General features: G+C 69.5%; 7 protein-coding genes and 1 pseudogene. 3 read left to right on the forward strand and 5 right to left on the reverse strand.

From position 1 onward, the window contains the following. Positions 1-468: 468 nt before the first annotated feature. The 3 genes from ACZ56V_RS37205 to ACZ56V_RS37215 are packed head-to-tail and all read left to right on the forward strand — an operon-like array spanning position 469 to position 18,449. Positions 469-8,202, forward strand: a complete 7,734-nt coding sequence (locus ACZ56V_RS37205) for a SpvB/TcaC N-terminal domain-containing protein (RefSeq protein WP_468948062.1) — start codon at positions 469-471, stop codon at positions 8,200-8,202. A gap of 18 nt (positions 8,203-8,220) precedes the next feature. Continuing rightward, entirely contained in the window at positions 8,221-14,988 is a 6,768-nt protein-coding gene (locus ACZ56V_RS37210) for a neuraminidase-like domain-containing protein (protein ID WP_468948063.1), read from the forward strand. Beyond that, positions 14,988-18,449: a Tc toxin subunit A-related protein gene (locus ACZ56V_RS37215; protein ID WP_468948065.1), complete on the forward strand. Its 3,462-nt coding sequence runs from the start codon at positions 14,988-14,990 to the stop codon at positions 18,447-18,449. Before ACZ56V_RS37210 ends, ACZ56V_RS37215 begins: the two co-directional genes overlap by 1 nt. Positions 18,450-18,597: 148 nt before the next feature. On the opposite strand, the pseudogene ACZ56V_RS37220 reads toward ACZ56V_RS37215, so the two are convergent. From ACZ56V_RS37220 to ACZ56V_RS37240, 5 genes and pseudogenes are all read right to left on the reverse strand, one after another. Then, a pseudogene (locus tag ACZ56V_RS37220) lies at positions 18,598-18,885 on the reverse strand (transposase); the annotation flags it as partial. Positions 18,886-18,960: 75 nt separating this feature from the next. Next, complete coding sequence (locus ACZ56V_RS37225) at positions 18,961-19,545, reverse strand: DUF6262 family protein (protein ID WP_468948067.1); 585 nt, start codon at positions 19,543-19,545, stop codon at positions 18,961-18,963. Beyond that, entirely contained in the window at positions 19,538-21,304 is a 1,767-nt protein-coding gene (locus ACZ56V_RS37230; protein WP_468948069.1) for a tyrosine-type recombinase/integrase, read from the reverse strand. The genes ACZ56V_RS37225 and ACZ56V_RS37230 overlap by 8 nt, the downstream gene beginning before the upstream one ends. Positions 21,305-21,415: 111 nt before the next feature. Next, a complete protein-coding gene (locus ACZ56V_RS37235) occupies positions 21,416-22,075 on the reverse strand; it encodes a hypothetical protein (RefSeq protein WP_468948071.1) in 660 nt (219 codons plus the stop codon). Then, positions 22,072-23,169: a tyrosine-type recombinase/integrase gene (locus tag ACZ56V_RS37240; RefSeq protein ID WP_468948073.1), complete on the reverse strand. Its 1,098-nt coding sequence runs from the start codon at positions 23,167-23,169 to the stop codon at positions 22,072-22,074. Before ACZ56V_RS37240 ends, ACZ56V_RS37235 begins: the two co-directional genes overlap by 4 nt. Between the last annotated feature and the right edge of the window lie 202 nt (positions 23,170-23,371).

Consider the following 23,371-nt stretch of genomic DNA (forward strand, 5'->3'; position numbering starts at 1 on the left):
CGATCTTGGTCGAGAACCCGTCTACCAGGAGCTTCGTCGTTCTGTACAACCCATGCTCACCAACACCCTGACGTCACAGCCAGGTTGAAAAGGGCTCAGTGGATCTCCGTCGGCGAGGCAGCCAATGCCTTCTCGGCCCGTCCGAGGAACCGAGTCGGCGCAATGGCGGACCGCTGGGTGCGGATCACAGGAAAACACCAAGACGCCGCCCCAGCGCTCGGGGCCTGCGAGCTCCGCGATTCATCGAACAGCCACGGGCGACCGGCAGACAGGACCGGTCCGCGGCTCGTGCGGGTCGCGGTGACCTGCTCGAGCAGGCGGCGTTCACCTGTCTACCGCAGCCGTCGCACAGTGTCGTGGCTGGTGGTGCGGTCGTACGGGTGATCTTTCGTGGCGTGCGTAGGCCAGGGGCATGTGCGTTGCTCTAATGGTTCTGCGAATGCCCTGTCGACGCTGCGAGGAGGCACGATGGCGCCGTCGGAGCAGGGCGCACCGGAGCGTGGAGCCCTCGCGGACAAGCGGATTGCGGCACCGTCCGTTTCCCTGCCCAAGGGCGGCGGGGCGCTGCGCGGGATTGGGGAGACGTTTGCGGTCGCCGGGGCCACCGGGACGGCCGGGCTACGGATCCCTCTTCCGCTGGCACCGGGCCGTTCGGGATGGGGGCCGACACTGGCCCTCGGCTACGACTCCGGCGCCGGAAACGGCCCCTTCGGGCTCGGGTGGAGCCTCGAACTGCCTGCCGTCAGCCGCAAGACCGACACCGGGCTGCCGCGTTACCTGGACGGCGACGAGTCGGACGTGTTCCTCCTGTCCGGGGCGGAGGACCTCGTCCCGGCGCTCGCGGAGGACGCCAGGGGCGAATGGGCGCCTGTCCGGGTGCCAGAGCGCACGGTGGACGGCCGCCGCTACGGCATCACGCGCTATCGCCCGCGAGTCGAGGACGACTTCGCGCGCATCGAGCGGTGGACGGACCTGGGCGACGGCACCACGCACTGGCGGACGATTTCCGGCGACAACATCACCACGCTGTACGGCGTCGACGACGACTCCCGGATCCAGGACCCGGACCCGCCTCGCGGCACGCCCCCGCGGGTGCTGACCTGGCTCATCAGCGAGTCACGCGACGACAAGGGCAACCTCGTCCGTTACCAATACCGGCGTGAGGACGACGCGGACATCGACGCGGATGCCGCGCACGAGCAGAGCCGCCCCCCGGCCGCCCGCACTGCGCAGCGCTATCTCAAGCGCGTTCTGTACGGCAACCGCACCAGCACGCTCGCCACGGGGGAATCCGTCCCGGACGAGTGGATGTTCGAGGTAGTTTTCGATTACGGCGAGCACGATGAGGCCGACCCCCGGCCCACTGGCGGACGCGTCTGGCCGGCCCGCAAGGACCCCTTCTCGTCCTGCCGCGCCGGGTTCGAGGTGCGCACGTACCGGCTGTGCCGGCGAGTTTTGATGTTTCACCATTTCCCGGGCGAGCCGACCGCTGGCCGCGACTGCCTGGTGCGCTCGCTGGACCTGGCGTACGACGAGACCCCCGTCGCCTCGCTCCTGGTCTCGGTCACGCAGCGCGGCTACCGCCGTACGCCGCAGGGCCTGTTCAGCCGTGCCCTCCCGCCGCTCGAACTCGCCTACAGCCCAGTCTCGTTGGGCGAGTCGGCGGATGTGCGCCGCCTGGACGGCGAAGGCCACGTTCCTCCCGTCGGCGCTGACGACACCGCCTGTGAGTGGGTCGATCTGGACGGCGAGGGCATCCCCGGCGTCCTGGCGGCGATGGACGGGGGCAGTTACTACGCCCCGAACCGCGGTTGCGGCCGCCTCGCCGCACCCGTGCCGCTGGCCGCGGTCCCGTCGGCCGCGACCGCGGGGGAGCGTGGGCAACTCCTCGACCTGGCGGGCGACGGCCTCCTGGACCTGGTCGAGCTGGGCGGGCCGACCCCTGGATTCTTCAAGCGGATTCCGCGCGTCGGCTGGGCGCCGTTCCGGACGTTCGCCCACCTGCCGGCCGTGGACTGGGCGGATGGCACCATCCGTTTCACCGACCTGAACGGTGACGGCCACGCCGACGTGCTGGTCGCCCAGGGCGACGCGCTCACCTGGTACCCGTCCGCGGGCGAGGCCGGATTCGGCCCGGCGGTACGCCTTCCCACCGGTACGGCAGACGACCCCGGACCCGCGCTGGTGTTCGCCGACGCCGAGAACGCTGTCTTCCTCGCCGACATGACCGGTGACGGCCTCGCCGACCTGGTCCGGGTGCGCCACGACGAGGTGCGGTACTGGCCCAACCACGGGTACGGCCGCTTCGGCCGCCCCGTCGCGATGGACGACCCGCCCCTGCTCGACCGGCCCGACCTGTTCGACCCGCGCCGCGTCCTGCTGGCGGACCTCGACGGCGCAGGGCCGCACGACCTCCTGTACGTAGGGACCTCCGGCACACGCGCCTACGCGAACGAGTCCGGCAACCGCTGGGCGGGCCATGTGAACCTCCCGGCGGCCCCCGCCGCCGAGCGCCCGGAGGCCGTCGACCTGCTCGGCACCGGCACCCCCTGCCTGGTGTGGTCCCCGCCGGGGCCGGCCGGGGAGCGGTCCCCGGTCCGCTACCTGGAGCTGATGCCGCGCGGCAAGCCGCACCTGCTTACGGGCATCCGCAACAACCTCGGCGCCGAAACGGTGATCGGCTACGCCGCCTCCACCGCGTTCCATCTCGCCGACCAGGCGGAGGGCCGGCCCTGGGCAACGCAACTCCCCTTCCCCGTCCACGTGGTGTCGCGCGTGGACACCGTGGACTACGTCAGCCGCAACCGCTTCACCACCCGCTACGCCTACCACCACGGCCACTTCGATGGCGCCGAACGCGAGTTCCGCGGCTTCGCCCGCGTCGACCAGTGGGACACCGAGCAGTTCGCCGCGCTGTCGGACAGCGACGCCGTCCCCGCGGCCTGGCCCGAATCGGTCAACCTCGACGCCGCCTCGCACACCCCGCCGGCCCGCACAACGACCTGGTACCACACCGGCGCCTTCGCCGGCGCCGACGAACTCTCGGCCGTCCTCGCCGACGAGTACTACCGCGAAGGCGACGTCGACCGGCAGCTTCCCGGCCTCACCGACACCGAACTGGTCGCGATCCTGCGCCCGGACCGGCCGCCGCCACCGCAACTGCTGCGCCCTGATGGGAGCCGGACGCCGCGGCCGCTGTCGGCCGACGAAGCCCGCGAGGCATGCCGTGCGATGCGCGGGGCCATTCTGCGCCGCGAGGTGTACGCGGAGGACGGTACCGACGCGGCCGACCGGCCCTACACCGTCGAGGAGTTCGGCTACGCGGTGGACCTGCTACAGCCGCGAGGGGAGAACCGCCACGCATCCTTTTTGCGCCACCCCCGGGAAGCGGTGACACTGCACTACGAGCGCATGCTACGCAAGGTCGGCGGGAAGGTTGTCGCCGACCCGCGCATCAGGCACGAAATGGTGTTGTCCGTCGACGGGTTCGGCAACGTCGTGCAGTCCGCTTCGATCGCCTACGGACGCCGCCACCGCGATGCCGACCCCCGACTGACCGAAGCGGACCACGCCGTCCAGCGGCGCCCCCGCATCCAACTGACCGAACGGACCCACACCACACCGGTGGACCAGGCCGACGCCTGGCGGACACCGCTGCCGTGCGACACCCGCACCTACGAGCTCCACGGCTGCCCGCTGCCCGCACCGGACTCCGCTGCCCCTCTCGTGGAACCGGAGGCACTGGCCGAGCAGTTGGCGGCACTCGGCGACGTCGACCTGCCGTACCACGACGTGGCCGGGACGAGCGGCGGACCCGGACCGCACCGACGGCTGATCGCACACGAGCGCACTCTGTTCCGCCGCGACGACCTGAGGGGACCCGAACCGCTGGGAGTCAGCGGAACCCGTGCGCTGCCCCATGAGGACTACCGGCTGGCGTTCACTCCCGAGTTGCTCGCAGCTGTATACCATCGCGACGCCGAGCCGCTCCTGCCCGACCCCGCTGCGGTACTGGCGGCTGCGGGATACCGTGAGAGTGCCGCGTTGCGCGGCGCTAGGGGCTTCCCGGACTCGGACCCACCCGGCCTGTGGTGGGCGCCCTCCGGCACGCTGGCCTACCGCTCCGCGCCGGGAGACAGTGAACTCGCCGAGGCGCAAAGGCACTTCTTCGTCCCGCGGCACTACACCGACCCGTTCGGTGCCGTCACCTCAGTTGTCTATGACGAGGATGATCTGCTGGTCCGCGAGACCTCCGACGCCCGCGGCAACCGGATCACGGTCGGCGAGCGGCGGCCTGGGGGCACAGTCTGGCGGAACGACTACCGGGTCCTGGCGCCGGCGGTGGTCACCGATCCGAACGGCAACCGCGGCGCGGCCGCATTCGACACGCTTGGCATGGTTGCTGGCACCGCAGTCCTGGGGAAGATCGGCGCGGCCGGTGCCGACGAGGACATCGGCGACACGCTCGAAGGCTTCGAGCCGGACCTGTCGGAGAACGTTGTCCGCGAGCACCTGCGGAACCCCGCCGGGGCACCGCTGGACATCCTGTGCGGGGCGACCACCCGGCTGGTGTACGACCTCCACGCATTCCAGCGCTGGTGGCGGGACACCGACGACCACACGGTCGGCGGACCGCCGTCCGCCGTGCTCGCGCTCGCCCGGGAGCGGCATCTGCTCGGCCCCGACGGCACGCCAACTCCCCGGGTGCGTGCCACGCTGACCTATGCCGACGGCCTGGGCCGCGAGATCACCCGCATGGCCCGCGCCGACGCCGGGCCTCTGACGGACGGCGGACCCGACGTACCGGAGCGCTGGGTGGGCACCGGCTGGACGGTGTTCGACAACAAGGGCCGTGCGGTGCGGCAGTACGAGCCGTTCTTCAGCGACACGGCCGCCTTCGAGTTCGGCAACGTCCGCGGAGTCAGCCCCGTGCTGTTCCGGGACCCGCGCGGCCGGGTCGTCGCGACCTTGCACCCCGACCACACGTGGGCGAAGACGGTGTTCGACCCGTGGCGGCAGACCGCCCACGACGTCGGGGACACCGTCGACGTGGACGACCCCGGTGCGGACCCCGATGTGGGGGCGCGCTTTTCGCGGGTGCAGCGCGAGAGGTATCTGCCCACCTGGCTGAACCTGCGCTTGGCCGGGCCGCCGGGCCCCGAGAGCGAAGCGGCGAAGCAGGCGCGCGTGTATGCCGACACTCCGGCGTCCGCGTTCACCGACTGCCTCGGCGCCACCTTCCTCACCCTCGCCGTCAACCGCCATGTCCGCGACGGCGCCACCACGACCGAGCAGCACGCCTCCCGCGTCGACCGCGACATCCAGGGCAACCAACGCGAAGTCCGCGACGCGCGTGGGCAACTTGTGATGCGCTACGAGTACGACATGCTCGGCAACCGGATCCACGGCGCGGGCATGGACAGCGGCTCCCGCTGGTCGCTCGACGACTGCGAGGGCAAATCCGTCCGTACCTGGAACACCCTGCGCAATGATTTGCGTATCACCTACGACGAACTTCGGCGGCCCACAGGGGTGTTCCTCCGCCGTGCGGGGGCCGCGGCAGAGGTGATGGCCGAGCTAACGACCTACGGCGACGAGCCGGGACACCCCGGAGGAGCCGCCGCGGCGGAGGCGGCAAACCTGCGCGGGCAGGTGCACCAGGCGTTCGACGGCGCCGGGGCCGTCACGTACGCGCAGTACGACTTCACCGGCAACCTCGTACGCAGTGAGCGGCGACTCGCCGCCGACTACCGCGGCACGCCGGACTGGTCGCGCCCACCGAAGTGGGACGGCCCGGCGTTCGGTACCGAGATGCGCCACGACGCTCTCGGACGCCCGATCGCGATCACGCTCCCGGACGGAACCCGGCTCACGCCCAGGTACAACGAAGCGGGTCAGCTGGAGTCTGTGGGCGCACAGGTGCGCGGCGCCCCCGCCGAGACGTGGTTCGTGAAGAAGATCGCCTATGACGCGAAGGGGCGACGCACCCGCATTGCCTACGGCAACGGGGTTCGGACCGAATACCGCTACGACCCCCTGACGTTCCGGCTGACCCGCCTGAACACCGTCCGCGAGGGATTCCCCGACGACTGCCCCGCGCCGGGCGGAACGCCGTGCGGCGTGCAGTACCTGTCGTACACCTACGACGCGGCCGGGAACATCACCCACATCCGCGACGACGCGCAGCAAACGGTGTTCTTCCGGAACCAGCGCATCGAGCCCGGCATGCGGTATGTCTACGACGCGGTGTACCGGCTCATCGAGGCGACCGGACGCGAGCACCTCGGCCAGACCGCCGATCCGGTGCCCAGCAGCTGGACGGACGCGCCCCGCACCGGTCAGATCCACCCTGGCGACGGCAAGGCGATGGGCAGCTACCGGGAGCGGTACACCTACGACGCGGTCGGCAACCTGCGCGGCCTGGAGCACCAGTCGACCGACGTCCACGGCGGGCACCGGGGATGGACCCGCACCTACGAGTACCGGGAACGCAGCGCACTGGAACCGGCCGCGGTCGGCAACCGGCTGTCGACGACCGACATCGGCGGCGTGCGGGAGAGATTCGCGTACGACGCGCACGGCAACACGACGGCAATGCCGCACACGACGCTGATGCGGTGGGACCACCGCGACCGGCTCGCGGCGACCTCGACGCAAGCCGTGAACTCCGGGACCCCGGAGACCACGTACTACGTCTACGACGCCTCCGGGCAACGAGTCCGCAAGGTGACCGAACGGTTCGCGGCCGAGGGGGGCACGCCGACACGGCTGCGCGAACGGATCTACCTTGGCGCGGTCGAGGTGTACCGCGAATACGGCCCGGACGGCACCACGGTCACCCTCGAACGCGAAACGCTCAACGTGATGGACGACGCAGCGCGGGTCGCCCTGGTCGAGACCCGCACCAAGGGCACGGACAACGGCCCCGAGAGGCTGACCCGCTACCAACTTGCGGACCATCTGGGCTCGGCGGCGGTGGAACTGGACGACCGCGCACGAGTGATCTCCTACGAGGAGTACCACCCCTACGGAAGCAGCGCCTATCAAGCGGGCGCCGCGGCGGTCCAGGCCCCCAAGCGCTACCGGTTCACGGGGAAGGAACGCGACGAGGAGTCCGGCCTGTCCTATCACGGCGCCCGCTACTACGCCCCCTGGCTGGGCAGATGGACCAGTTGTGAGCCGCTGTTCGACGCCCGACGGCGTATCAGCTCCTACGCCTATTGCAGCGGAAGTCCCACCAGCCGGGTCGACCCGGACGGGGGCTTGGACGTCCCGGCGTGGGTCCCGGGCGCAGCCAAGATCAACAAGGCGCGTGACCAATTTGTCGAAGACCACGAATACGGAATCGAATTCACGAAGGCGTTCGTGCGTGACAATTCCTTTGGCTTCATCGGGACCTTGGAAAGCATGGGAAAGCTGGATGCGCCGAACCAGTCGTTCGCCGCAAAACGCGCTCAGCGGGACGCGGAGGCCGTCACCGTGCTGCTGAACGCTGTGTCCATGGCTGCTGCGTCCGAGGGCAAGGGCGGCCCTGGAGCAGGTGGGGGTCTCGCGCCGGTCGGCGGCGGGCCGGTCGTGGCGCCCCACGCGCCGGCAATCCCCGCGGGCGGAGTGCCGGTCTTGGAAGCCTCTAAACTCAAGGAGAAACCGAAGGCGACTGAGGAGGAACCTGAGCAGGCAGCCGCGACCGGGGGCACAAAGCCAGCCAAGCCTGAACCATCGGCGGCCCAGGGGGGACCGAACCAGTCGCGCATGCCGAAGGCCGGACAGTCCTCGACGCCTGCTGACTGGCCAGTCGGCGGGCGCTGGATCGAAGTTGCGCGCAGGTGGACCGGAAACGCCAAGAAGCCCGGCTCGATGACGTCGCTTGAGATTCAGTCCGCCTACTCCGGAAAGTCGATCAGGTTCCGCGAAGGCAAAGCCTATATCGAGGAGTTTGAGCTCGACGGACGCAAGTTCGACAAATTCGACCCGGAGAGCCGGACGCTGGGAGACGTCAAGGACGAGTACCAGTTCCTCATCGAAATCGGATCCGAGAACGCAGCGAAAGCGCTCCTCGATGAGGCCGGCGCGCAGTCGGCGATTGCCAAGCAGCATGGTCTCACCCTTGAGTGGATGGTGCGTGAGGAGAACGCCGGGGCCTTTGAGAACTTGCTGCATGAAAAGTATCCGGACATTCAGATCAAGACATTCAAAAAGTGAGCAGGGAGAGGGCGGGCCATGCCTGAACCACTGGAACTCCGCGGGCGAATCTACTTCCAGGACGGTGTTCCCGCCGATGGGTTGGCCCTTCGGCTGTTCCGGCGCGGCTTTGCCGGGGTGTTGATGGAGGTGGCCGACGTCACCACCGACGGCGTCGGAGACTACGCGTTCCCGCTGGACGCCATCGCACCCGGAGTGCTCTACGAGGTCCATGCCGTCCCCGACGACGGTGCGGCCACCGTCAGGCTCGCCGACTCGCTGGACGGACACACGCGTGAACCGGTGAACCTCGTTGCCCCGCGGGATCTGAGGCCGCTCGTACCCGAGTATGACCGCTTGGTCGCCGCCTTGACCGAGCGCGCGGACCTGGCCGTCACGGAGCTGGCGAACGCGCGGGAGCGGGGCGGCCGCCAGGACCTCGGCGTCCTGCACCAGGCGACCGGTTGGGACAGCCGGCTGCTCGCACTGGCCGCCAAGGCCGAGCGTGTGGCGGTCGAGTCCAATCAGCAGGCCGCGCAGGTCAGTTCCGAAGGCTCGACCAAGCAGGCCACCCAGGTCAGGACCGGGGGCTCGGCCGGACTCTCGGCCAAGGCTCTGTACGCGATGTTCCGCGCTGGGTTGCCCACCGACCCCGCCCTGCTTGCCCGACGCCCGCCCGCCGAGGCCACCGAGGCGTTGAAGCGCGCTTGCGATGCCGGGATCGTCGCCTTCGACGACGGGGAACTCGAGGCGTCCGCCGCGGCGTTCGCGTCGCTTGCCGACTCGGTGCGGATGACCTCCCGGGTCCCCGGCACCGTCTCGACGCCCGCAGAACTGCTTGACCTCGCGGACCTGCCCGGCGACGAGCGCGCCGGATTCGAGCGGGCGCTGCTCGACCGCGACGGCGGGAGCCTGTGGGACGCGGCAGCGGCCAACGGGGTCTCGGAGCAGGTGATCCGTAAACTGCGGACCCAGGGCAAGCTCGCCGCCCTGACCCTCAACAACGCGCCGCTCGTGGTCAGCCTCCATGCCGACCTGGGCGACGCTGACGACCTCGGCACCCTGGTCAGCGAGCACGACCTGCATATTGCGGAGAACTGGACCGAACGACTCGCCGACGCCGGAGTCCCCGAGGCCGCCCGCCCGCAGCTGGCACAGGAGGCGGCGCGGCGCCTGCGGATCGCGTACCCGACCGAGGTGGCGACCCGCCTGCTGGAGACCGGGGCTGTGCCGCTGCGCCACGGTGAGCGGGACGTCGCCGCACCGGTCGCCGCGTTCCTGCGGTCCGCCGCGGACAAGGGCTTCATGCTCGGCGCCACACCCGTGCACGCGTTCCTCCGCGACAACCCCGAGGTGAGCGGGCAACTGCCGGACGACGACCGGAGCACCCTTGAGGGCCTGCGAAAGCTCGTCCGACTGCACCAGATCACCCCGTCCGATGCCGCGCTGGCCGCGGTGACCGAGGCGGGCTTCACCTCGGCGCGTGATATTGCGGCCCTCCCACAAGAGGAGTTCCTCGCCCGCCACGCCGACGCGTTCCCGTCGGAACTGGAAGCCCGGCTGGTGTACAGCAAGGCGCAGCAAGTACACGCGGTCACCCTCAATTTCCTCACCGGGGTGCACCAACTCGACGCCACGCCGGCGACCCTGGCTACCGCGCGGCCCGGCGAATCGGCTGCGGATGCGCTGGACGCGGCCAGGCAGGGCATCAAGAAAGCCCTCCCCACCCTGGAGAAGCTGTTCGGCTCGGCGGACTTCTGTGCCTGCGTGGAGTGCCGGTCGGTGCTCAGCCCGGCGGCATACCTCGTCGACCTGCTTGAGTTCCTCGACGTCGACGCCGACAACTGGGCCGCCACCCTCGCGCGCTACAACAGCACCCACCCCGGCGTGCCGTACCCGGGCGGCACCGACACGCCGTACGATGTGCTGACCCAGCGCCGCCCGGACCTTCCCAACCTGGCACTCAGCTGCGAGAACACCCATACCGCGCTGCCCTACATCGACATCGTCAACGAGGTCCTCGAGTTCTGGATCGCCGGCGGCGGCCGCCTCGGGCCCGACGACGTCCGCAACACCACGACCGAGACAACCGAGGAACTGCTCGCCGAGCCCCGCTTCGTCATCGAATCCGCCTACGACGACCTGGCCCTCGCGATGTACCCGCGGCCGCTTCCGTTCGACCTGTGGACGGAAACCGTGCGTGCCCACCTGGAGGCTGTGGGTGTCTCCTTCTGGCGGCTCCTAGACACGCTGCGCGTCCACGACAACGCCCCAGCTGACGGGTCCGGGTACGGCGCCTTCGAAGTGGCCGTCGAACACCTTGGACTTTCGCCCGCCGAGACCGAGCTGTACACCAACCCCGAGAAACTCACCGCGTGGTACATGCTTTATGGCCATCTGGACGATGCGAGCGCGCGCTCCGGGCTCGCGACCGCCAAATCCCTGGCCCGCCGACTCGGGGTCGACTACGAGGACTTCGTCGACCTGATCCGCACCGGATTCGTCAACCCCCGTCTGCCTGCAGTCGAACTGCTGCGCCGGATCGGGCTGGACGTCGCGGCCATCGTCACCCTCGCCGCGCACGAGGATTTGCTCACCGGCGACTTGGCGACGGTGACCGGCGACGAGCGCGACATGGCTCTCGCCGTGCGCGCCACCGCCGCGGCACTGGTCAAGGCGTCCGCCGCGACCGGAATCGACCTCCGGGACAAGGTCCGGGACTGGGCGGTCGACGGCACCCTCACCGGCATCCTGCTCCTGTGGTCGGCCGGCTCCGCCTCCGACTTCGACGCCGTGACCCTGCGCTACGCCGACCGCGCCGACCTGCCCATCGCCGCGGCCGACTTGACGCGGCTCAACCTGTTCGTCCGGCTGCGCACAAGCCTCGGATGGTCGACCGCCGAGACCGACCGGGCGCTGTGCGCGTTCTTCCACCAGCCGACCGGCGAGGCCACTCCCGAGAAGTGGGCGGCCGCATGGCGCCTCGCGCTGACCTGCCTGGCGCATGTGGAGACCCTACGGGAACGGGCCGGCGGCACGATCGACCGGGAGCGTCTGGTCACGCTGTGGACCGACATCCCCACCACCGGAGTGGCCCCGCTGTACGCACGACTGTTCCTCACCCGCGACGTCCTCGGCCAGGACGACGTGTTCGACCACCCGCTCGGTGCGTTCCTGACCGCCTCGGGTGAGACGGTCGGCGGACACCTCCCCGCACTGCAGAGCGCGCTGGGCCTGTCGACGGCCGAGATGCACGCCGTGCTGGCCGACGCCGGGCTCGCTGAGTCGACGGCCCTCACGATCCGGGCCGTGTCCGTGCTCCACCGCTACGCGGTTCTTGCCGAGGCGCTGGCCATGCCGGTGCGCGACCTGATCGCTCTCAAAACAATGTCGGGCGGGAGTCCATTCACCACCTTCACCGGCACCGACGACAAACCGCTGCTGGCCACCCTGCGGTTCCAGCACGACGCCGCACTTCTGGACGGCAGCGGGTGCACCGTCGCCGACATGCGCTACCTGGTGCTCCACGACATCGATCCCGACGGGCCGCACGCGACCGCGCCCACCGACCCGGCGTCGGCCGGGACGATCGGCGCGGCCTTCGCCAAGACCGTTCCGCAACTGCGCGCGGAGCACGCCGCACCGGTGGACCCCGCCGCGTACACCGACGATCGCATCGCGGCGCAACTCGCGCTGCTGCTGCCGCCGTCCGCGGTCGAGGCCTTCTTCCGGCTCTGGAACGCGCACCCTCATGCCCCGGAACGCGACGCCTTCCGCGCCGACCACCTCGTCCCCGCCGCGGCGCAGAACCCCGAAGCCCTGTTCCTTGCCGAAGAGGACCTGCCCATCGTCTTCCCGGACACGGGACCGGACGGTGCCGCGGCGGTGCCGCGCCTGGACCCCGCTGCCCGCAAGCGGCTCGCGGCAACCCTGGCACCGGCCGTGCAGCACAGCGTCGTCACCGCCTTCGCGATCGGGGCGATCGCCACCGCCTTCGGCGTGGAACCCGATACGGCCGCCGCACTGCTGACCGAACGGGAACTGATCAGCGCTCCCGACGCGCCGCCCGACGCGCCGCCCGGCACGCGCCTGCTCGACGCCTACCTCGATACAGAGGCGCCCGACCGGCTGCCGCGGGCTCACGCCCGACTGCGCAAGATCGTCTTCCTGGCCTCCGCCCTCGGCCTGTCCGTCGACGAACTGCGGTACGCGTCCGCCCATCCCGAGGACTTCGGCGGCTTCGACGCCGACGCGCTGCCCCTCGCCCCGGTCGACCCGACGGCGCCGGAAGCGGCCACGGCGCTGCGGCAGGCGTACGACGGCATTCTCGCGCTGATCCGCTACACCCGGCTGCGCACCGACGTGGGGGCCGGGCCCGGCCGCCTGACCGAACTGTTCGCCGCGGCGGAACGCGCCACCAGGCCCCTGGACGCTGGCGCGCGGAACGTCCTGGCCGGGGAACTAGTCAAGGACTGCTGCGCGCTTCTGGCCCGGCTGACCGGGACCGAGCCGGACTCGGTTGCCGCCCTGGCCGCGCACCTCCGCCTGACCACACCCGTGAGCAGCGTCGACGCCGGCGTCGAGACCACCGCTATCCCCGCCCTGCGCCGGCCAACGGACCTCGCCCGGCTCGTCGACGCGGTGCGCATCACGACGCGGGTCGGTGCCCCGGTCGACGCGCTGCTCGGCACCGCCCTGCCCGGCGCAGCGGCCCCTGCCCCGCGGGCCTGGGCGGCACCCGGGCCCGACGCGAAGGCGGCCCGGGGCTTGCGCGACGCCGCACGCTGGCGGGTCGGTCCCGAGACCTGGCCGCGAGCCGCGGGGCCCATCTCCGACCGGCTGCGCCGGCTGCGCCGCGACGCGCTGGTCGCCCGGGTCAGTCACCTCGGCAAATTCCCGCACACGGAGGCGCTGTTCGAGCACTTCCTGCTCGACCCGGGCACCGAGCCGGTCGTTCAGACCTCGCGGTTGCGGCTCGCGATCTCATCCGTGCAGACCTTCGTACAGCGCTGCCTGCTCGGCCAGGAAGAACGTGTCGACCCGTCGGTGATCGACGGGAGAGTGTGGGCGTGGATGAAGCGCTACCGGGTGTGGGAGGCGAACCGCAAGGTCTTCCTGTGGCCGGAGAACTACCTCTGGCCCGAATTCCGGGACGACAAGACCCATCTGTTCCGGCAGTTGGAAGGAGCGCTGTTGCAGAGCGACCTCGGCGACGACGCCGTCGAGGACTCCTTCGTGGCCTACCTGCACGGCCTGCACGCCATCGCGAGACTCGACATCGTGGCGATGGCTGAGGAAAGGCGTCCGCCGAGCGCCGGCACCAGCGTGTTGCACGTCGTCGGCCGCACGTACAGCGCGCCGCACAGGTACTTCGTCCGGCGCTATGCAAACCACATGTGGACACCCTGGGAGCCCATTCCCCTGGACATCCAGGCCGGGAGCGACCATTTGGCGGCGATCGTGTGGCGCGGGCGCCTGAACCTCTTCTGGATGACGTTCACTTTGGAGGGGGACCCGTCCACAGCCAGCTTGCCGGTGGGGTCGGGCGACCCGCGGCTCGCTGAGGCTCACATGTCGCAGCTGGCAAGTGGTGCCCAGGGAAAACGCTATCTGCGGATGAATCTGCACTGGAGCGAGTACGTTCGCGGCACCTGGACGAAGGTGGCGAACAGCGGCTTCGCGGCAGACCACCGGATCATGGTGTCGGATGGCCTCGACCCTGCGGCGATCCAGATCGTGCCGTTCATCAACGGCGAGCAGCTCGACATCGTTCTGACGGGCGCGGTGTCATTTTGGGGCCTGCGCGTTGTCAGCCGTCATGCGCCCCCGAGATTGGTCGAGCTGGAGTACCTCATCGAGTCGCCCTACGACGCCGATCCGGACAGGCGGTACGGAACGCGCTACGCCGCTGGCAGCGAGCCCCTGACGGCCAGCTTCCCCGAACAGATCGAGGAGCTTTTCGAAATGGAGGGCAGGACCACATCCACCACCACCACGGTGAATAGGGTCGTCCTCGCCGCTCCGCCGCGCGAATACAGCCTCCGGACCATGCCACAGGGGTACTGGGCCGGCGCCGCCGCGACCGAGACCGAGCTGCCGTTCTTTTACTCCGATGACATGAACACCTTCCATGTGGAGCCCATGGCGACGGACGTGAGCCTCCGGGAATGGCGCCTTTGGACGATCGAATCGGAGCCGCTTGGCCCGTGGGAGGAGCCGCCGCTGCGCCCTCACCACAGGAAGTCGTTGAAGATCCGGCCGTTCCTGCACGACCTCTTTCTACCGCCCGAGGAGGAGCTGCCTGATCCCGGGCCGCGACCCGACTGGCGGGAGGGGATCGACCCGCGCGCCACGGTTGCGGCACAGCATGGGCAGGACTGGCTGGTGAACCCGGTGACCGTCCTCACCTACGACGACCGGATGGTGGGGGAGCGCGGTGGCATCGAGGTGGTGATGCCGCCGTCTGTCGGTATCGGCTCGGAAGGTTCCGGAAGTTGGGGGTCCGAGCGGCAGCGGGCGCGGCCCGACACGGTCGGCAAGGTCATGGCCGGTGGGGCCGGCCGGATCGTCGGCGGAGACGACGGGAAGAACCCGGTGGGCGCCGGGCGCCCCGTGAGACTCCTGGCCGGCGCACGGGTGCGTTTCCATCCCGCGGACACGGACACTGTCGCCGGGGCCGAGCTGCGGGTGGTGGGCGGCGCCGGATTCCCTGCGTTCGACGGGATCGTCGGCGACCCGGGGGACGGGCCCGTTCCGGCGGTCGCCGTGCGGTCCCTCCAGGCGATGCGAATCGAGGAACGCAACTAGTGAACGACGACCTCCGCCTCGGCGGCTTCCACAGCCTGATCGACACCCGTGTTGACGGGGCTATCCGGGGCCCTCTCATCGGGATCGACGTGCCCGCTCCTCCCAGCGGGGGCGCGCCCGTGGAGGACCGGCCGGAGTTTAGGGACGTCCTCGGCTATTGGGTGACCGTCAACACGCGAAGCATGTCGTACAGCTTCGGCACGCACTTCCACCCGTATGCGTCCGAGCTCGTCGACCGCCTCATCGAGAAGTCGGTGGCTGGTCTCCAGGCCGCGGACACCGACTACGAGGAGGATGCGCCGGGCGTCCCCGCGCTGCTGCCGGACGGCAGACCGCGTCCGGTGCTGTTCGAGGAACTCTTCGACGAGGACGGGTACGCCCCAACGGGGATCGTCAAAAAGCCGTATCCAGTCGCGGAGTTGGAGTTCGGATCGGCGGGCGCCTACAGCGTCTACAACTGGGAGCTCTTCTACCACGTGCCCCTGGCCATTGCCATCCACCTCAGCCGCAACCGGCGGTACGAAGAGTCCCAGCGGTGGTTCCACCACATCTTCGACCCGACAACCGGGCGCCTCGGCCCGGCGCCGCAGCGCTTCTGGCAGGTCAAGCCGTTCCAGACCGAACCGGTGCGCCTCGTCGAGCAGGTGCTGACCAATCTGGTCACCGGCGCCGACCCCGCACTGCAGCGGGAAACCATCGACAGCATCCACGCCTGGGCCCAGAACCCGTTCAGCCCGCACCTGGTGGCCCGCTACAGGCCGACGGCGTACATGTTCAAAGCCGTCATGGCCTACCTCCAGAACCTTGTCGACTGGGGCGACGCGCTGTTCGCCGAGGACACCGGCGAGAGCGTCAACGAGGCACTGCAGCTGTATGTCCTAGCCGCGAACCTCCTCGGTCCCCGCCCGCAGGCAGTGCCGCAGATCGGCGGCGGTACACCGCAGACGTACCGCTCACTTCGCGGGCACCTGCGCGAGTTCGGCAGCGCGCTGGTGTCCTTGGAGACGGAGATCCCGTTCGCCCACGCGCCGCTGCCGCAGGCCACGGACGGCGCGGCGCTCGCCCCGCTGCGCAGCTTGGGGTCGTCGCTATACTTCTGCGTGCCGCCCAACCCCACACTGCTGGGCTTCTGGGACACCGTCGCCGACCGTCTCTTCAAGATCCGCAACAGCCTCAACCTGCAGGGCACGTTCCGCCAACTGCCCCTTTTCGAACCGCCGATCGACCCAGCGCTGCTGGTGCGCGCGACAGCGGCGGGCGTCGACCTCGCCGCGGCGGTCAGCGGCGTCCACCAGCCACTTCCACAGGTGCGGTACAGCGTCCTCGCGCAACAGGCGACCGGACTGTGCCAGGAAGTCAAGGCACTCGGCACGAACCTGCTCTCACTGATCGAGAAGGAAGATGCCGAAGCCCTCGCGGTGCTGCGCGCACGGCACGAGCACAGCACCCTCGCCCTCGCCGCGAGCGTGAAGTACGCCCAATGGCAGGAGGCGGTCAAGAACCGAGAGGCCGTCGAACGCACCATCACCGCCGCGGCCCGACGCTTCGCCTACTACGAGCGGCTGCTCGGCGTCGCGCCCAGCGACATCAAGGTGCCGGGACTGAATGCCCTGTCACGCGAGGACCTCGACGGGCTGCTGGCGAACGCCTCCAAAAACGACGCCCCGTCCGGCCGCGCCGATCACAGGGAACCGGAGATGGCTCCGCGGGACGTCCCGGTGGACATCAGCCCTGGCGGGCTCGGCGAAACCGGCGGCATGCACATCTCGTCCCGCGAGTTCGACGAGCTCACCAACCTACGGCTGGCCCAAAACTGGCAGAACGCCGCAGGCATTACCGACGCAGTGGGCGCGGCACTGGCAGCGATCCCCGACTTCACCGGTCACGGCCATTTCTGGGGGCTGGGCATCTCATTCAAGTACGGCGGCACCAACCTGCACCACGGGGCGTCGGCGCTTGCCAGCGCCGGACGCACGGTGGCCGGCGAACTGGGCTACCAGGCGGCCCGCGCCGCCAAGGTTGGCGGGTTCGCGCGGCGAGAGCAGGAGTGGGCCTTCCACAGTGCCACCATCGCTGGTGAGATCGTCCAGTCGTTCAAGCAGCTCCGCGCCGCGCAACTGCGCGAAGCCGCAGCGCAATGGGAGCACACGAACCACCTGCGCGCGGTCGAACTGTCCGCTGACGTCGAACTGTTCCTCACAGGTCAGCGCACCAAGGCCGGGCCCGTCAACGTCGACGGCAAGCACACCGACCGCGACTACTACGTGCACCTGCGGCGGGAGGTGCGCGGCCTGTACACGCAGTGCTTCCAGATGGCCCTGGAAGCGGCGCGCAAGGCGGAACGCGCCCTGCAGGCCGAACTCGGCGACCGAGACCTCACGTTCCTGCGCTACGACTACCAAAGCGGACCCGACCAGCTCCACGCGGGCGAGAAGCTGTTCCAGGACCTCAAGCGCATGGACGCCGCGCACCTGGAACTGAACCGCCGCGAGTACGAGCTCTCCAAGTCGGTGAGCCTGCTGCAACTGGACCCGGCCCAGCTGGTCGAGCTCCGGCAGAACGGCTCGTGCACAATCGCCGTGCCCGAGGAGGCATTCGACATGGACACGCCCGGGCACTACTTTCGGCGGATCAAGAGCGTCGCGGTGAGCCTGCCGTGCGTGACCGGCCCGTATACCAGCGTGCCAGCCACGCTGACGCTCCGGCACAGCTCGCTGCGCACCACTCCCGCGCTGCGCGAATCGCGGTACGCGCGGGACGGCGACAGCGACGACCGGTTCAACGACGACTACGGCAGCACGCAGTCCATCGTGACCAGTGTCGGGCAGCACGACAGCGGCATGTTCGACACCAACCTGCGCGACGACCGGCGGCTCCCGTTCGAGGGGGCGGGGGCGGTCTCCACGTGGCTCCTGGAACTTCCCTCGCAGTTCCGCCCGTTCGACTACGACACCATCGCGGACGTGGTTCTGCACGTGCGCTTCACTGCCCGCGAGGGCGGCCAGGGGCTGCGCAAGGCGGCCGAGAAGCACCTGCGCGAGTTCACCAAGCTTCCCGCCGAAGCCGGGGTCGCCCCCTTCGTACGCCTCTTCTCGGTGCGCCATGAATTCCCCTCCGCGTGGGCCGCGTTCAAGAACACCCCGCAGACCGACGCCACCCCGGGGACCCCGCTCAAGCTGCTGGTGGTCCCGGCGCACTTCCCCTTCTGGACCACCCGGGGAGCGCTGGACACTGGCGGCATCACGGTCTACGGCTCGGAAGCCGTCACCGTCACCCCACCCGCCGGCCAGGGGAACCCCGGTTCGCTCGAAGCCCCCGTCGGCGCTTTGCGCTCCCGCGACTTCCCTGAGGTGCGCATTCCCCTGGACGGCGACGAGTTCGTCTTGAAACTCGACAATCGCACGATCAAGGACCTGTACGTCGCCGTCCGCTGGGGCTGCACCATGCCGACCCCTGAGTAGGACTCCGTTAGGTCTTCCTGTCGGTTTTGATCAAGAGCATGGTGGGTGTGTGGACGCACATGAAGTGAACCGCTTCCGAGAGAGTCTGGCGTCTACGTCGCTGATGTGTTCGCGTCGGTGCCGCGGAAGGACCAGCGGGTCAAGGGCGGCGGCTGCCCGGCGCAGGATCTCGCGCTCCAGCCGCCACTCCTTCTCCGCCTTCAGCAGCCGGGCGTTCTCCGCGCGCAGCCGGGCCAGCTCCTCCGCCTCGCTCCCGCCCGCGTTACGGCGTCCGGGCGCGGCCTGTGAGTCGTCCTTGCGAACCCACGTCCGCAGCGACTCCGCGGTGACGCCGAGATACCGCGGCCACCGCCGCATACGTACGCTTGCCAGCCGCGGCGTGGTGGAGCGCGACGGCATCCTTCCACTCATCCGGATACGGAGACTTGCGTCCCACCTGGACATCCCTCCCTGGACCATCAAGATCCATTGTCAGGGTGTCCACTCCAAAGGATCAGCCTCAACCTGACCCTCACGTCCTCTCCGAGGCACTGACAGCGTGGTTCTCGGTACGGATCATCCGGCGCAGGCTGAGCCTGGCGCTGGCCAGGTCGTCCTGGACTTCGTTGAGCTGCTCGGTCAGATCCCTTACGCGGGCCAAAGCCTCGTCACGCTCCCCCTGCAGGTGCTGGTTCTCCGCCGTGAGCTCGTCGACGCGGGTGCCGAGGTCAGCGGCACCGATCTGGTCGAGTTGCTGGCCGAGACTGCGACGGACGGCGCCCTTGAGTCGCTCGACTTCTTGCCGTAGGCGCCGGTTGTCCTCTTGGAGGAGCTGCTTCTCGACCTTCCACCCGACGGGTTCCTTGGCGCCGGCGCGGGCGTTGGTGGACGCGGTGCGTCCCTGGCGGCGCCGGGCGGCCTCGATGTGCTCGCGCACGCCCTCGGCGTAGACGAGCCAGTGAGACACATTCGCGGCGCGGGCGACCCCGGTGAAGGTGACCGGTTCGTTCTCCGCGACCAGTTGGTCGACAACGGACAGGACGCGGGCGCGCTTGTCGCGCGAGTCCTTCTGTCGCGCATCGCGTAGGACCTGAGCCGGGGTGCGGGACTCACTCATCGGTACTTCTCCGGGCGGGAACGGTGGGGACGGGCAGGACTGGCAGGGCGGGCGGGGCTGCCGCTGCGCGGACCTTGCGCAGGACGGCGGAAGCCTCTTCGAGGTGGCGCCGATCTTCCTCCGGCATCACCTCGATCTGGCGGCGAAGGCTGGTGACGACGTTCTGGAAGGAGTCGATCTGGTCGCTGAAGTTGCGGACGACGAACTCCGCGGTCCCCAGGGCCCTGGCCATCTCGCGGTCGGCCTTGAGCGCACGGATATGATCCTCGACCGCAGGGAGGAAGGAAGGATCGGGGCGGTAGAAGGCGCACCCGGAGCACTGGAAACGAATCGAGCAACTGCCGCCGCCGGCCTTTACGTTAGAGGGTTCCTTGCAGTTGCCGAACGGCACGGCGACCGAGCGGGCCTCGCAAGCGGTCGCGGACGTCGTCGGTGCCGGATTGCCGTACCGGTCGACGACGTGCTGGCGCATCGTCGCGACGGCCTTGCGACGCTTCTCCATTGACACTTTGAAGTACCCCATGGTGGTATCTGCCGATTTGTGATCCATGAGGTCACGCAGGGTATTCAGCTCGGTGCCGGCGTCCGCGTGCCGCTGGGCGTAGGTGTGCCGGAAGGCGTAGGCGAAGATGCGGCTGCGGTCGAACGGCAGGAGGTTGCCGTCCTTGTCCGCGGTATCGGTGAGCAGCTCCGGCAGGCCGTCGACCCAGCGCCGGAGCATCTTGGCGACGGTGTCCGCGTCGATGCACGCGTCGTAGCCGTGGCGCGCGGTCGGGAACAGGAAGGTTCTGGAGCGGGCGGGGACCTTCAGGGTCCGACGGATCGCGAGCCACTCCTGGATGGCAAAGGCGGTCTCCCTGCCGATCTCCAGGCGGCGCCGGTTGCGGCGGGCCTTGTGGTTGTCCCAGATCAGGATGTATTCGCTGTCCTGGGCTTCGAGGCAGTCCATCCGGAGCCAGCGCACTTCCCACGGGCGACGTCCGGTATCGCGCAGCAGGATGTAGGCGGTGCGCAGCATGGCCTTCACCGCGTCGGGTGCCATGTCCCCGTAGGCGAAGTCGTCGCCGATCAGGTGGATGTGGGCATCGAGCTGAGCGGCTACGTACTCCGGGATGGCCCTGCCGGCCATGTCCTCGGCGGGGTCCTCATACGGGATCTTGTGGTGCGGATGGCGGGCGAAGGCGGAGGCGACATGGTCGAGGATCTGAAGGCGCCGACCGAAGTCGAGCAGCTGGCAGAAGTGCGCGAGGAGTTCGGCGCGCGATCCGTAGGAGAGAGTGGCGGTGCCGTCCTGGCGCTTGCGGTCGCGGATCGCGGCGACGACCGCGTCCACGTCCGTGACCTTCAGGGCCCCGGGGTCGTGTCCGCCGCCGGGCCGCGCGGACAGGGCCCGCGATGCCGACAAGCAGCCCTCGAAGGTGCGCCGGAAGTCGTTGTTGTCGGGGGTGGTCTCCCTGACCCAGTCCGCCAGCAGGCGGCGCAGCCACTCCTGTCGGATCTGTGTGACGTCCAGCCGGCGTGAGGACACGCGGACACCGGATTGCGTGCGTGAGCGCAGGCCGAGGTCGCCGAGCTCCCAGATCGGCCGGTCCAGCGGGTCGACGCCCCGGAAGCGGTCGAAAGCACCGCGCACGAGACGTACGACGTCGTTCCAGTGGGCCTCGCAGTTGCGGTCGAGGTATCCGAGGTCGCCGAGCTTCTTGTCCGTGAGCTCGGCGATCGACGACACGTCCGCGAGTCCCCGGACCATCAGCCGCATTGCGACGGGGCTGAGGGTGGGGCGCTGCTTGTCGCGTTCCGCCAGCGCGTAGCGGAGCTCGTGGCGGAGCAGTTCGGGCAGGGTGACGAGTGAGAACTGGAAGCCGGTCAGTCACGGTGGCTGTACGGCGGCCCACTCCATCATGCCCTCATGGATCGTGCCCTTCATGCCGGCTTCCTTCCGGTGACGGCGCCAGCGATCGCGGTGGTACGCGCACAGCGGCACCCGGCCAGGGGCGCTGCCGGCGCAGGCCCCGACCAGGCATGGTGTGCCCGGCGGGAGCGGCTCGGCCTCGGCCTGGAGCCACTCATCCAGTGTCAGCGCCGTCTTTCCGCCCTTCAGGTGATAGCGCCATTTCACGTAGTGCGGGCTGCAGGCGCCGCGCGACTGGGCCTCCAAGGCGCAGCGCACGCCGTCACGCTCGGCCGAGCACAACGGCCGTTCTCCCGGCAGGGAGCGAATCATCGCCCGGCGGCCGACCTCGGCGAACTCCTCGCGGCTCAGACCGCTTTCGAGGAACTGCTCGTAGCAGGACCGGCACAGGTGCCGTGTGGCGCGGACCGCGACGTGGCAGCCGGCGCTGTTGCACCGCCATATCGCGGTCTCGTCCCTATCGGGATCGCCGGTGAAGAGCCAGTTCGCCGCGTCCCATTCGTCCGGACGCCAATCTGGTTCGGTGTTCTCGATCAGCCACGCCATCCACCCCGCGCGGTCGACGGGCAGGATGACGACGGGGGACTCAATCGTGGCGGCTGTCAGCTCGACGGTCATCGCGCCATCTCCCGGCGTCGGGCGTCCGCGCGCTCGACCGCGGCCCGGCGACTCCCTTCGTCGACGTGGACGTACGGGGCCATGGACGACTCGGACATGTGCCCGAGGAGGTCGGAGACCACCGACCGGTCGGTGCCCTGGCGGATCCACTCGGTGCCGGCGCTGTGACGGATCATGTGCGGCCGGGCGATCAGGTCAGCCCGCCGGGCGAGCCGGTCGAACAATCCCTTGACCCCGGAGTACGTCATCGCCTGTCCGAGCGGTTCCCGGAAGAGATTGACCAAGACCTGCTGGGTGAAGTCTGCCTGAGGGACCTCGGAACGCTCGTGGAGGTAGTCGGCGTAGCAGATGCTGAGGTCGGCGGTCACCGGGATGGCACGTGGCTTCCGCGACTTCGCCCATGCGCCGTTGCTGTTCAAGCGGCGCCGTACGTGCACATGTGGGCCCTTGACCTGGCAGCCGAATGCCTGCGAGTCGGCCAGGAGGTGCATGTCCTCGCGCCGCAGTCCGAGCGCCTCGCCGATCCTCATGCCGGTGCACCACAGCAGGAGCACCAGGAAGCGGTCCCGCGCGTGCCGGGTCACGTCGATCAGGCGGGCTATCTGCTCGACCGTCAGCCACTCGATCCCCGAGTCGACGCCCCGGAGCTTGAGCAGCCGCGAGCGGACCGTACGGTGCTGGCCGTTCTCGCCAGGGTTGAAGCCTTTCGGCAGATACCGCAGGTAGCGGGGCTCGGTGAGCTGCCCGGCGAGTTCGGGATCGACCCAGTTCATGCGTATGCCGAAGTTCAGGAGCTCGCAGACCGTACCCACGATCGCGTTGGCGGTGTTCTCGTCGCGGAATCGTTCCGGCCCGCCTCCGCCGCGGGCACGCGATGGCAGTGGCTCCTCCACCAGCCAGTGCATGAAGCGAGCGAGCTGCCACACGGTGATCTGCGCCCACTCCAGGCGGTGGAAGGTGCTGTACGACAGGTACAGTGCCGCCCGCCCGGCGTACGTCCTCTCCGTGTTGTAGGCCCGGCCGGCGTCCCTCAGACCTGCGAGGAACAGCGAGCCTTCACGGTGGAGAGCGTAGTCGTCGGCTCCGACGATCACCCACCCGGACTTGTCCTTAGCCAGCGTCGCCCGCTCTGCACGGAACGACGTCACAAACGTGCCTGTGATGTCGAACACCCCTTGGATACCGATGATCCGGCCAGTTCAGCATGCATGTGGCTGACGTGGCTGTTGGAAAGATCACCGTGAAGATAACGGGATAGGAACGGGAGTAGTGGTGGGCGAGCACGAACGCCTTGCC

The organism is Streptomyces sp. NPDC034099, from assembly GCF_055575415.1.